The 12,453-nt window shown below is 60.9% G+C and carries 12 protein-coding genes and 2 pseudogenes; 7 read left to right on the top strand and 7 right to left on the bottom strand.

Features of this window, described 5'->3' with window-relative positions; translation table 11 throughout:
* Positions 1–300: 300 nt before the first annotated feature.
* Together wecB and PQR27_RS26920 are read left to right on the top strand one after the other, a co-directional pair.
* Entirely contained in the window at positions 301–1,467 is a 1,167-nt protein-coding gene (gene wecB / locus PQR27_RS26925; protein WP_408526654.1) for a non-hydrolyzing UDP-N-acetylglucosamine 2-epimerase, read from the top strand.
* Positions 1,464–2,060 carry a hypothetical protein gene (locus PQR27_RS26920; RefSeq protein WP_408528417.1) on the top strand — a complete coding sequence of 199 codons (597 nt, stop codon included), beginning with the start codon at positions 1,464–1,466 and terminating at the stop codon, positions 2,058–2,060. Before wecB ends, PQR27_RS26920 begins: the two co-directional genes overlap by 4 nt.
* Here PQR27_RS26920 and PQR27_RS26915 read toward each other — a convergent pair.
* The 3 genes and pseudogenes from PQR27_RS26915 to PQR27_RS26905 all read right to left on the bottom strand — a co-directional run.
* Positions 2,014–2,202: pseudogene (locus tag PQR27_RS26915) on the bottom strand (phospholipase); the annotation flags it as partial. The gene PQR27_RS26920 and the pseudogene PQR27_RS26915 overlap by 47 nt on opposite strands.
* A gap of 254 nt (positions 2,203–2,456) precedes the next feature.
* Positions 2,457–2,666: a hypothetical protein gene (locus tag PQR27_RS26910; protein ID WP_408526653.1), complete on the bottom strand. Its 210-nt coding sequence runs from the start codon at positions 2,664–2,666 to the stop codon at positions 2,457–2,459.
* Positions 2,666–2,956: a winged helix-turn-helix domain-containing protein gene (locus tag PQR27_RS26905; protein WP_408526652.1), complete on the bottom strand. Its 291-nt coding sequence runs from the start codon at positions 2,954–2,956 to the stop codon at positions 2,666–2,668. Before PQR27_RS26905 ends, PQR27_RS26910 begins: the two co-directional genes overlap by 1 nt.
* 1,166 nt (positions 2,957–4,122) lie before the next feature.
* Between PQR27_RS26905 and PQR27_RS26900 the strand changes: the two genes are divergently transcribed.
* Both PQR27_RS26900 and PQR27_RS26895 read left to right on the top strand, forming a co-directional pair.
* Positions 4,123–4,788, top strand: a complete 666-nt coding sequence (locus PQR27_RS26900) for a hypothetical protein (protein ID WP_408526651.1) — start codon at positions 4,123–4,125, stop codon at positions 4,786–4,788.
* A gap of 3 nt (positions 4,789–4,791) precedes the next feature.
* Positions 4,792–5,361: pseudogene (locus PQR27_RS26895) on the top strand (cupin domain-containing protein); the annotation flags it as partial.
* A 164-nt stretch (positions 5,362–5,525) separates the two neighbouring features.
* Here the strand turns inward: PQR27_RS26895 and PQR27_RS26890 are convergent.
* The 4 genes from PQR27_RS26890 to PQR27_RS26875 form a co-directional block, all read right to left on the bottom strand.
* Positions 5,526–5,777, bottom strand: coding sequence for a hypothetical protein (locus PQR27_RS26890; protein ID WP_408526650.1), 252 nt, complete (start codon positions 5,775–5,777; stop codon positions 5,526–5,528).
* A gap of 173 nt (positions 5,778–5,950) precedes the next feature.
* Positions 5,951–6,649, bottom strand: a complete 699-nt coding sequence (locus PQR27_RS26885; protein WP_408526649.1) for an HAD family hydrolase — start codon at positions 6,647–6,649, stop codon at positions 5,951–5,953.
* A gap of 330 nt (positions 6,650–6,979) precedes the next feature.
* The gene (locus tag PQR27_RS26880) at positions 6,980–8,437 is read right to left on the bottom strand and encodes a cytochrome-c peroxidase (RefSeq protein WP_408526648.1); all 1,458 of its coding nucleotides are present in this window, start codon (positions 8,435–8,437) and stop codon (positions 6,980–6,982) included.
* 232 nt (positions 8,438–8,669) lie between these two features.
* The gene (locus PQR27_RS26875) at positions 8,670–10,442 is read right to left on the bottom strand and encodes a phospholipase C (RefSeq protein WP_408526647.1); all 1,773 of its coding nucleotides are present in this window, start codon (positions 10,440–10,442) and stop codon (positions 8,670–8,672) included.
* Between the two features lie 441 nt (positions 10,443–10,883).
* Between PQR27_RS26875 and PQR27_RS26870 the strand changes: the two genes are divergently transcribed.
* The 3 genes from PQR27_RS26870 to PQR27_RS26860 are packed head-to-tail and all read left to right on the top strand — an operon-like array spanning position 10,884 to position 12,453.
* Positions 10,884–11,498, top strand: a complete 615-nt coding sequence (locus PQR27_RS26870; RefSeq protein ID WP_408526646.1) for an RNA polymerase sigma factor — start codon at positions 10,884–10,886, stop codon at positions 11,496–11,498.
* The gene (locus tag PQR27_RS26865) at positions 11,495–11,914 is read left to right on the top strand and encodes a hypothetical protein (protein WP_408526645.1); all 420 of its coding nucleotides are present in this window, start codon (positions 11,495–11,497) and stop codon (positions 11,912–11,914) included. Before PQR27_RS26870 ends, PQR27_RS26865 begins: the two co-directional genes overlap by 4 nt.
* A complete protein-coding gene (locus PQR27_RS26860) occupies positions 11,911–12,453 on the top strand; it encodes a periplasmic heavy metal sensor (RefSeq protein ID WP_408526644.1) in 543 nt (180 codons plus the stop codon). Before PQR27_RS26865 ends, PQR27_RS26860 begins: the two co-directional genes overlap by 4 nt.

Genomic DNA, 12,453 nt, shown 5'->3' with positions numbered 1-12,453 from the left:
CTGATGAAGGCGACGCCATGCTTTCCGGGGGCACAAATGTGACTGTGTCCACAAAGGAATCATGGACACAGTGACTGAATTCACCGAAGTCAGCTGCGCGGCTTCGGCTCGATAGCGGCGCGGACGCTGGCGTCCTCTGCGTGGCGAACGACACGCCGTCGCCTGATTGCCTACTTGAATTGCTGCCGAGCAGGCGTGGAGCTAAAAGCGGCTAACCTAGCCGCTAGAAAACCCGCTGTAATGACTATGCCCTAAAATGTCATTGGATATTTTTGGTAAGTAATTGTTGGCTAAAAGGGCATGATGAAGAAGAAAGTTGCAGTGGTGTTTGGCACCCGTCCTGAGGCAATCAAAATGGCGCCACTGGTACGCGCCCTTAACGAATCTCCACACCTTGAACCTGTCGTTATTGCAACGGCGCAGCACCGGGAAATGCTTGATCAGGTTCTGCAAATATTCGATATCAAGCCGAACTACGACTTGGATCTGATGCGTCCGAACCAGACGCTCGCCGGCCTTACGTCTCGCTTGATCACATCGCTCGATGACGTCGTAAAGAAAATTGCACCGAGTGCGATGGTTGTCCAGGGCGACACGACCAGCGTTCTTGCGGCATCGTTGGTTTCCTTCTACAACAACATTCCGGTAGGTCACGTCGAGGCGGGGCTGAGGACCAACGACATGCGCAATCCATTTCCTGAGGAAATGAATCGCGTTGTCACGGGACGTCTGGCCGACTGGCATTTCGCCCCCACCCAGTCGTCAGCGCAGAATCTCTTGGATGAGGGCGTGCCTGTTGACGCCGTGTTCATAACCGGCAATACCGTGATCGACGCTTTGTTCGCCGCCCGCCAGCACACAAACAAGGTGCCGCGGGCGGGCGGGGGGGCTGACGGACGCCAGATGATTCTGGTCACCACGCATCGCCGAGAAAACTTCGGCGAGCCGCTCAAGCGCATCTGCGCTGCCGTCTTGGAATTGCTGGAACGCAACCCGACGCTCGATGTACTGTTCCCGGTCCATCCTAATCCGAACGTATCATCCGTCGTGCGCGAACTGCTTGGCGACCACCCGCGAGTCGATCTATGTGCACCGCTGGACTATCTGTCGTTCATCGCGGCCATGGAAGCAGCGCATATCATCTTGAGCGATTCGGGTGGCGTGCAGGAAGAGGCGCCGGCGCTCGGCAAACCTGTTCTTGTGCTGCGTGAGGAAACCGAGCGGCCCGAGGCAGTGTCTTTCGGCGTGGCGGATCTCGTCGGCACCGATACCGGTCGCATTATCGACAAAGTTCAGCGTTTGCTGACCGATCCGGCTGCTTACAGCGCGATGGCGCGAGGCGCATCTCCTTATGGCGACGGCCTGGCCGCTCGACGAATTGTTGCGATACTTGAAGATGCGCTGAGCGGAGGCGGGGCGGTTGCCGCTGGCTTCTCCAAGCTTGCATCGAGCGGCCAGCCGGCATGAACTCATACGTGGATATGGACAGCAGCAGTGACGTCGCGCCGCAGGGCCGTCGCCTGATTTACTTTTCGTCGGTGACCTATGCAAGCTATGCGCAGCGCCCGCACTTCATGGCCGCGGCATTCGCCGACGACAGGTTCGACTCGGTCCTATGGGTCGACCCTAATCTCACGCGTCTTCCGACCATCGCAGATTTGAAGCGCGTTCGCCCAAAAAACGTGACGATGGAGCGCACTGACGATGCGCGCATCAAGGTTTTTCGGCCTACCGCGCTGCCCGTCGAGCCACTTCCGATGAGCGACTTCGCAAATCACATCATCGCTTGGCGAACGATATGTGCCCAGCTGCTCGAATTTGCGGGCGAAACAGATTATTGCGTACTTGGCATCGGCCGACCCAGCAAGCTTGGCGAGTGGGCGCTCAAACGCGCTCCGCATGAACGCTCGTTTGTCGATATCCTTGAGAGCTTCCCAGCGTTTTACCGGGGCTTGTCTAGGATCTCGATGAAAGCTCGCCTGCGCGCTGTCCGTCGAAAGGTCGCTGATGTATATGGTCGAACGAGACGTTCTCGCCGAAAATCACCATCACCTGTTTGATTGGCGTGGTCGTCGTGACAGCATCCTGCGCCGACACTGCAACGGTCGGCGTCGAGGCCGGCGAGTTCACGCTATTGCTGCTGTATGCTGCGAGCGCAAACATCGCGGCAAACGGGATGGGTGAGAGGGTTCTACGGAACATGTGACTGGCTCCAGATTCAACTTCACCGCTCAGCGTTTCCAGTGATGCACGTGTGGATGTTCGCTGGGGATATTGTTAGAAATACAGCTGAGTGCGTTACCGCTAGAAACAGGGCGCATTGAAACATCGGCTGATTAAGATGCGTGGCAAAAGCATAACCATGAGATTGACCGACCGGTAAGCACACGCTAGCGTCGTTTTGATGACCGCTTCCGAGCTTTCCCGTTCGCATTCTTTGGGTCGCCCATGCTGTTTCAGCCTGCCGCAGCGAGCTTGCGTTTAGCGAGTCGATCGGTACACGTGCGTATCAGCGAGTCGAGCGCGCCATCGATCATGCAGACGGCGGCATAAGCGTACGTGTACTCCTGCGTCACCATCGTCTGACACAGTGGGCGAACGGGTTTGGGGTACCAGCAACGCCGCGTGTCGGAGATGCGACCGAAGCGCGCTGCGTCCTGAAGCATCAGGCGGATCGCCCCCTGGTCCGGCCACGCGCGGTAGATTTCGCGGATGACGTCAGGAAGTTTTTCCCCCGGGCATCCTGGGTGGCCACATCGGCCCGGGGGCGTCGCTTGTGGGGTGCCAGCTTGCGCCAGCCATGACGGTGTAGCAGGTTGTAGGCGGAAGCCAAGGCAACTTTGCGCCCCAGTCGCTCGTCCAGCGCCTGCTCGATCTCGCCGACCACCAGGACGCCGCCCACGCTGGCCCTCTCGAAGAAGGGCGCAAGAAAGGCCACCTCTTCTTCTCGCGTCATATTCTCCCGGCGGCGACCGCCTGGCCTGGGCGGTCGACATCAGGCGGCCCGCCCGCCAGGATGAAGCGCCAGCGCAACTGACAAGCCCAGCCGACCGACACGCCAATCGCTTGCGCGGTCTGCGCAAAATTGTAAATGGAATTACTGCAACACCCAGCACCGAAGCATTGTGGGACTAGGTAATTCTCCCTATGAAACAATAACTGGATTCCGCCGTTAAAAGTTTCAGGTTAGACGGGAACGTATCGACCTGTCGAGCGTGAGAACGCTAACGTTTGCGCGGAAATAGTGGCGACCGTTTCACGCGGAGTTGACGAGAGACATTCAGTGCTTCAGAAGGTAGAAGGAGACGAATGTTGACAGCATCGAGACCGGGATCGGAGAGCTGGAAAAGACGGTAAACGCGTTGATCTTTCGCCCCTCCCGACTCATCCGTGGGGAATACTGGGGATCGCGCAGATAGAAAGCTGCTGGAGCGTCTTGGGGATATCGGCGTCGGACTGGCAACGACTAGACGTGTTCCCTGAACTGCCAGGGAATGATTCTGCGGAGCGTTTCGCCACAGCATCCGATGACGAACTCATTAAAAGCCTGGAAGTCGCATCCTGATAAACGGGTATGGCTTTCGCCAGGCAGTTGGCCGTCGTGACAGACGCGTCGATTATCTGGCACACGTAGTCAGCGGGTAAGTGGTGGCGACCGTTCGTACGAGCGCGTGCGCCGCAGTCACGGGAGACGCGCGAAGACTACCCTCACGCTCGCGATGCGTTTCATGAATTCGCGTTAGCTGCTCGAACGCTGACGCAAACGTTTTCTTGAGCCGGATCAGTCCATATCAATCGAATATACAGCTGCCAGTTGCTTGCGAACGCTGTCCAGCGTCAGGCCTTCTCCACGGTTCTATCAGAGACAGCATACGGTCGCCCATGCCACGTGCCGGACACAAGTCTTACCGTGGGCCTGTTCAACGTATAAGCAGCATGGCTGACGAGCCGGAAGACGCCACTTCCGCAGCGGCCATCACGTAAAGCTTGATCGTTTCGTTTCTCGTATGTTGCCGCACGGACGCATTACTCGACTGCCCATAGTCTGCTTCGTAATCAGGAGAGGCCGCGGCGAAGCTCGCGCGTGCCTACGGCTATCGCTTTCCTCTCGGAGACGAGGTCATGGAAACACTGAACCGTTGGTGCATGCTGTCAGCCGTCGTTTGGGTAACTATGACGTACGCCGACGCCCAGGAGATATTCGTCCAGGGCGGCACACAAGGACCGGGTATAGGCGGAGCGATTACCGTCACGCAGATCGTCGGTCTGCATGCGGACTTCAACGCGATCAGCCTTCACCACGATTTCACCGTCTCGGGGATCAGATATAAGGACGACCTCGATCTCCGGCAAGGCGGCTTGTACCTCGATCTGTTTCCGCTTCACACCAGCGGCTTCCGCATAACGGCCGGCGTGCGCTTCAGCGACGATCATCTGACGGGGACCTCGGTTCCGACCAATGGCACGTATCTGTTCGAGGGGAAGCAGTATCCGGCGTTTCCCGGCGAGTACGCCGTCGCCGAAGCCCGTTATCCGTCCGTGATGCCTTATTTTGGCATCGGCTATGGACATCATCCGCAGACGAAAGGCTTCGGGTTTTTCGCAGACCTAGGTGTCGCCTATGGCATCCCCAAGGTTTCCTACACGCTCTCGCCGACACTGATCCAGAGGGCCGGTCCAGCGATGAGTCAGCAAATCGCAAGCGAAGGACTCAATGAACTGAAGTCCAAGGTGTCGCCCTACCGCTGGTATCCCCTGGTGCAAGTCGGCGTGTCGTATCGCTTCTAGCGCGATACGCAGGACAATGCGCTATTCGGCGACGTGCTCACCGATACCGTGACCAATTCGTATATCCGCGCTGAACACCGGCTGGTCGCCGCGATTGGTCTGGACAACGTCGTTATCGTCGAGACAGCGGATGCCGTGCTGGTTGCGCACCGCGACCAGGCGCAGGACGTCAAGAAGATCGTCGCGCAACTGAATGCCATGGGACGTCACGAGTCGGTGACGCACCGCCGCGTGGTGCGGCCATGGGGATCGTATGAAGGCATCGACAGCGGCGACCGGTTCCAGGTCAAGCGCATTGTCGTTAGTCCGGGCGCGCAACTGAGCTTGCAGATGCACCATCATCGCGCGGAGCACTGGATTGTCGTGAAGGGCACCGCACTCGTCACCAATGGCGACAAGGAGATCATCCTGACCGAGAATCAGTCGACGTACATTCCGCTCGGCATCACACATCGGCTGCTCAATCCTGGCAAGATCCCCTTGGAGTTGATCGAAGTGCAATCCGGCGCCTATCTGGGCGAGGACGACATTGTGCGTTTCGAAGACACCTATGGGCGCGTCGCGCAGGCATAGCAGCCAGTAGAGCAGATGGACGACAGCACGCGTGGCAAGATGCTGCGTCCGCTCGGCAGTGCAGACTAGCGAGAGCGAGGCGTGACGGCGCTGATGTGATCAGGCGTCGTCACGTCATCGAGCGGGCAGGCGCGTGTACTTTTTTGCGCGAGCACGGCCGTGGATCAATACGGCTCCACCTTCGGTTCGGAGTGCGACGGCAGGTGGCCGTACGGCGTGTAGACCGGCCCGCAGCCGAAGTGAAACGGCGGACACGGTTGCCAGCCGCCCCGGATGACGATAGGCGGTTTCATCTCGCCGGGGCAGCACGAGGGTGCTTCGCGCGTGACGTAGGCAATACCGCCGCGAACCGAGCGCGACGCTGCGCGATCGAGGTCATCGACACGGGGCAGATCTTTGAGGACGAGGGTTTTCATGATGGATCTCCGGCAAGGTTGGATTGATAGCGAACCCGGACACTGTTGGGCTCAGACATACCAACGCACACACCATGCCATCCACGGCAAACCCGCTTGCGCTCGACCCGTTGCGTCTTTTTGCGTAAAAGGTGATTGAGACAGACCAACTAGCAACGCGCAGGTGTCAGCGGCTAGCCGACAGACGCGTCAGGTCGCCATCCCGCGAGGAGCGCGGGCAACTCAGCCATATTGCGGAGCACGTGAACCGCACCAGCGCCGTGCAAGGCCGTCGCGCTGCTGTGACCGAGTTCCACCGGGCAATAGCCGAACACAGTGGCGCCGGCGGCGACGCCAGCGGTCGCGCCTGTGACAGTATCTTCCACGACGGCACAACGTTTCGGGTCCACGCCCAGGCCGTTGGCGGCGGCCAGGTAGACATCGGGATAGGGTTTGCTGCGGGGCATTTCATGGCCGCTGAAGATACGTCCTTCGAAGCAATCGAGAATACCGGCCTTGGCCAGTTGCAATTCCACCTTGATCCGGTCTGCGCCCGACGCGACCGCGATGCGTCCATTGAGTGCTGAGTGGAGTACGCGCACTGCGTCTGCCGCACCGGATATTGCCACCAGTTCGCGATCGAGCGCGCTGTTGCGACGCGCGCGAAACTGCGTAAGCCAGTCCATCGTAACGACAAAACCCGTGCGAGCTTCGATGAGCGGCGCTTCGTCCATGACTGTCTTGCCGACAAAAATGCGCATGGTTTCTTCGACGCTCAGATGCCAGCCCAGCTCGCCGAGCATTTCGGTCAGCACGCGATTGGTGATGGGTTCGGAGTCGACGAGCACCCCGTCGCAGTCGAAGAGTACCGCGTCGAAAGGAAATTCGGCCATCTGACGAGAAATGAAAAGGATCGGTAAACCAAAAGGATACCGCACCCCACACAGAGCGATCCAAGAAGCACCGCCCGGCGCGCGCAGCGCCGCCGGAGGAATGACTGCCTTGTCACTCAAGTGGGCAGGTGCGCAGGCCGAATTTCTACGGAGCCACTACACCCTCCAAGCCAGGGGACCACTTAAAAGCTAGCGGTGTAAAGCCGCTTTCTTTTGCCTACTTTTCTTTGCGGCGGCAAAGAAAAGTAGGTGCCGCCCCGCACAGGGGCAACGCTAATAAACCAATAACAAAACAAGGAAAGGCCAAAAACCGCAAAGAACCAGCAGCCTTCAAGACCCACCCGCGTGAGCCGAAAACCCATCACTCAACGTCTTCATAAACGCAATAATATCCTGCACGTCCTGATCACTCATAGCCGGTTGATCCCCAAACTTCCGATCAAACGGCGCATCCGCCACATCCACATTGCCGCGATACTGAGCCGGCAGATCGTTGTACTTGAGCACTTTCCCACTAGCATCGCGCGGATAAATCTTCTCAGGCGCCGTATTGCGCAAGTTATAAAAATCCATCACCTGCTTCAGATCGTGATAAACGCCGTTATGAAAAAGCACCTTCCGTTCAGCCACATTCCGCAGGGTCGGCGTGAGAAACATCCCGCAGTACTGCGTTTGCCTGGCGAGATCATCACGAAACGGCCCACACACACCCATATCGAAGAACTTCGGATCCTTGTTAGCCGGAATCGCCGGATTGCGCGGCACCCCGAGCGCCTCGTACTGCGTATCGGTAAACACCGGCGGCAACCCATCCTTACTCGGCTGACTCAAATGACAACCCGCGCAGTTAGCCTTGTCCTTGTCATTGAATAACTGCAACCCATGCAACTCAGCATGAGTCAACCGCGCTTTGCCTTCGAGCCAGTAATCGTACTTGCTGGTAAAAGCATGAAATGACTGATCCTCGATCTGATACCGCCCCACGGCGAACATCGCTTCAGAAATCAGCAGACTCGGATTGTTCACGATCCCCGGGCCGAAGATCTGCTTGAACTGGTCCACGTATCTGGTTTGCCGGAGCTTGCGCGCCACATCTTCTTCAGTGGCATTGGCCATCTCCACCGGATTCATCAACGGACCAATCGCCTGGTTCTGCAATGTATCCGCGCGGCCGTCCCAGAACAGGCCGCCTTGCGGCACCATCGTCGGGGCGGCGGGCGCGGCCAGCGCGGTCTTCTGCGCGCGCTGCACGCCGGCAGCCTGTGACGCCAGTTGCGTCATATCCACCGGTACGTCGGTATCACCCTGATCCGGACCGATGCTGAACGGCGCTTGCCGGTACAGGTAGGTCAACGAGGGCGGCGGCCGGTAGCCGGCCTGAGCCATATGCGCGCCGCCGAGTTGTACCGGGAATGCGTTATCCGGCCCGTACGAATGCTGTGCCGAGTGACACGACGCGCACGACTGCACACCCGAAGCCGACAAGGTCCGGTCGTAGAAAATCTGTTTGCCGAGCAGCGCGACGGCGCTCAGCGGCGCGTTTTGCGGACGCGTCAGATGCACCGGCTGAGGATTCGCGCCGGTGATCTCTTCGACGATCGCGCCCACCGCGGGCGGCATGCGCTCCGGGTAGACCAGTGCGTACGCGCAATACGCGAGGATCGCGAGCACGACGCCAGCCGCGCTCCATGCAAATAGCCGTACCCACGAGCGGCGGGCGATGACCGGGCCCGGCTCGCCACCGGCGGGCAGTTGCGATGGCAAGGCGGCGTCTGGAGGATGGTTCATGGCGTTGATGACGAGTGATTCAATCTGATGCGATCAAAAAGCAAATCGAGCCAGCGCGTGTGCACTGGCTCGACGTCCGATTACAACGTGGGATGCTGCGCGCAGCATTCCGTGTCGGCATTCACGCGCTTTTCGCAGCGCTTCCCGCACCGCCTCGCGCAATGTTCCGCACGAGTGCGGCGTGTGCAAAACGGCAGGCGCGGGAGCGGGGCGTTCAGCACGTTGTTGCCGATCAGCTAGCCGGTGCCGCCGCCAGCTTCGTACCCAGGTTCTGATCCAGATACAGCGGCGGATTGTTGCCCGAGCCCGCGAAGTTGAACATGTTCATGATGCTGCCCGAGGTTGCGTCGAACGAACCCTTGCCGAGACGTTGGCCACCGAGCCAGTTGTCCTCGATGAAGCGGACCACGGACGCCTGGGTAATCGGCGTATCGTCGACGAAGTTGACCTTCGCCCACGGCGACACCACGATAAACGGCGTACGCGTACCCGGGCCGCATCGGCCGTTCACCGCGCCGCCATTCACGCCCGCCGGCTGAACCGCACCCGCAGCCGTACACTGGCCCGGGCCGCTCAGATCGTCGCTGCCGGCCACCGTCTTGCCGCCAGCGGATTGCGCCGTGGTGGAGTCGAACGACGAGCTCGTCGGTGCCTTGTAGCGATGGTCGTACCAGCCGTCCGAATCGTCGTAGGCAATGATCACGGCGGTGTTCTTCCAGTCGGGCTGCTGCTGCAGGAAGTTGATCACCTTCGTGACGAAGGCCTGCTCGTCGATCGGATCCGAATTGCCCGGATGGCCGTCGCTGATGGCCGGCGCCTTCAGGAAGCTCACCGACGGATAGTTGCCCGCCTTCACCGCGGTGAAGAAGTCGTCGGTGTCGTACTGGTGGTGCACCGGCGTAGCCGTGTTGTCGAGCGGATCGGTCGCACCGATCACGGCCGTCGACGAAGGACGCGTATGCGCGAGGTTAGCGGTGGTGGCGTAGTACTGGAACCACGCGTGATGTTGCACGTAGTCGCCCTTGGTCGCATTCAGCACTTGCGAGAAGGTCGAGCGCGCGCAGCCGATCGTGCCGTTGGCGTTGGTGGTCTGCAAGTTGAAGCCGCCCATGAAGCCACCCCACGTGAGGCCCTTCGCATTGAGCAGGTCGCCAATGTTCTTGTTGTTCGACGACATCGTGCCCGTCACCGTGCTGCCTGCCGCGATCGTGCACACGTCGCCGGTCGGGTCGAGGTCGCCGATCATCGTGAAACCGCCGGCCGAATCCGGAATCGCGTTGGGCGAGGTGCCGCCCGTCACCACCACGCCGTTGTTCTGCCCGGAGATCACTTCAAGCGCGCCCGGTGTCGAGGGACCGTAGGTGTCCGTGTACGCGTTCTGGTTCATCGCGAAGTTCTGCGCGTAATTCCACATCGCCGTGACGGTGTTGCCGTCGAAGTAGCCCAGCACCTGGCCCTTCGTGGCGAACGCGCCGGTGCTGCCGGCAATCGTCGAGCCTGCCGCCGTGAACAACGGGAACGAGTCCATTGCACCGTTGTTATAGGCGAGCTGTTCCGCCGTGTACGCGTGGTTCTGGCTCGACGTGTTCGCTTGCGAGCGGTCGAGACGGAACGGCAACAGATCGGTTGCCGGCAGACCGAGGCCCGCAATCGTCACGAGGCCGACCGTGCGGCCCGCTGTGTTCGGCGAGCCCGGCAGCGCGTTCGGATTCGCGTTGATCAGATTGTTGCTGCCGAGGTTGTTGACCACCGGCGTGCCCGTAGCCGCCGTGAACTGCGGTTCGCCAACCGGGTTGCCCGCTACCGGGTAGCTTCCGAAGTAGTGGTCGAACGAGACGTTCTCGCCGAAGATCACCACCACGTGCTTGATCGGCGTGGCGGTAGCAACGGCGTCCTGCGCCGACACCACCGGTGCCGGCGTCGTCGGGTTTACCGTATTGTTGCCGCAGGCAGCGAGCGCAAGCATCGCGGCTAACGGGATGGGTAAAAGGGTTCTACGGAACATGTGACTGGCTCCAGATTCGACTTCGCCGTTCAGCGTTTCCATCGGACTACGTGTGGAGGTTCGCTGGGGATATTGTTAGAAATGCAGCTGAGGGTCTTACCGCTAGAAACAGCGCGCATTGAATCATTCGCTGATTAAGATTTCGGGGCGCGAACATTACTTAACCTATCTATCGCCATACAAATGAATAACATTTGCTGTCGTTTTGGTAACGGAGAACTGAAGTGCGAGTGGCGTTCCTGCATCCGGATCGCGTCTGCATCAACGGTTTTTTCCATGCAGCACGCAGCGACGGATTTCTCGCGCTACTGCGTTTAACAGGAAACGGTGCGCGTACAACGAAGCGTGTGAAGGCGAAGCAAACGTGAAATGCATCAGGGAGTGGCCGCCAGTGAATGACCCTCGGCGTGCAGCGCGAACCGCATGGCCCGCATGGTCCGCATGGCTCGGACGATTCGCGCGACACACCCGGCGCGCGCTGCGGAGGCGCACGTCTTGAGCGAACGCGATCCCGACGCGGAACTGCTGGCGCGGATCGGTCAGCAGGACCCGGCTGCTGTCCGCTCGCTTGTCGCGCGCAAGCTGCCGCGTCTGCTCGCGCTTGCCACGCGCATGCTGGGAGACCGCGCGGAAGCGGAGGACGTTGCGCAGGAAGTGTTCGTGCGAATCTGGAAACAGGCGTCGCGCTGGAAAGAGGGCGGGGCGAGGTTCGACACGTGGGTGCACCGGGTGGCGCTCAATCTTTGTTACGACCGTTTGCGTGGACGTCGCGAAGATCCGCACGCGGGGTTGCCGGACGAGGCCGATCCCGCCGCGCCGCCCGACGCCGCGCTCGAAGCGCGTGGCGAGAACCAGCGGGTGCGAGCGGCGCTCGCTGCCTTGCCGGCCCGGCAGCGCGAGGCGCTGATACTCAATTATTACCAGGAGATGTCGAACATCGACGCTGCAGCCCTGATGGGCATCACCGTCGATGCGCTGGAAAGTCTGCTGGCACGCGCGCGCCGCAATCTGCGCGCTCAACTGGCCGGCAGCGGCCTGAGCAAGGACAAATCATGACGCCCGAAAGATTCCATCAGATCGTGCAGGCCTACGGCGCCGATCCGCGTCGCTGGCCGCAACAGGATCGCGCGGCGGCCCAGGCGTGGGCCGGGTTGCATCGCGAAGAGGCCGATCTGGTGCTGGCGGAAGCGGCCGGCCTCGACGCCTGGCTCGCTGCCGACACGGTCGAACCGCCGAGCCTCGCGCTACAGCAGCGTATCGCCGGGGGCGCGCCGCAGCGGCAGCCCGTGGCGCCGCGCCGGCGCCTGTGGTGGTCGGGCGCGGCGGTGGCGGGTGTCGGACTGCTGGGCGGCGTGGCCGGGGCGCTGGCGATGTCGTTCTTCGTATTGACGACGGCGCCTGCGCCTGTGGCCGAATCCTCTTATTTAACTTCGAGCTTTGGCGGATCATCCGCTGACTGGAGCGGCGAATGAACGGGCGGTCGTGGAAATTCGTGCTGGGCGCCTCGCTCGTGCTCAATGTGTTTTTGCTGGGCGCGATTGTCGGGGGTGCTTATCAATGGTTCACGGCGCACGGCGCGACGGGTCAGGTGCAGGCCCAGCAGCGCGCGTTGCGGTTTGCCGCCGAACCGCTCTCCGCCGAGCGCCAGACGGCCTTCGTCGACGGCTTGAAGAATGCGCGCCGCGACGGTCGCCAGTTTGCTCGCGAGGGCCGGGAAGGGCGCCGCGAAGTGTTGCGCCTGCTGGCCGCGCCGCAGTTCGATCGGGCGGCACTCGACGCCGCGCTGGCCCGCACCCGTGCGGCCGACAGCAGCCTGCGCGCGCAGGTGGAAGGCAGCGTGGCAGACTTCGCGGCGAGCCTCTCGCCCACGGAGCGCGTCAAATTCGCCGACAGCCTGAAGCTGCGCGGGCAGTGGCGCGAGCCGCCGGCCAACGCCAACGCCAACGCCAACGCCAACGCCAACGCCAACAAGCCGGCGAATCAGCCGTCGAGCGAAGCGGCGGTCGAATAA

The organism is Paraburkholderia fungorum (genome assembly GCF_046027215.1).
GTDB lineage: Bacteria > Pseudomonadota > Gammaproteobacteria > Burkholderiales > Burkholderiaceae > Paraburkholderia > Paraburkholderia fungorum_D.
Note: the sequence above shows the minus strand (reverse complement) of the source record. Positions and strands in the feature narration are given on the sequence as shown.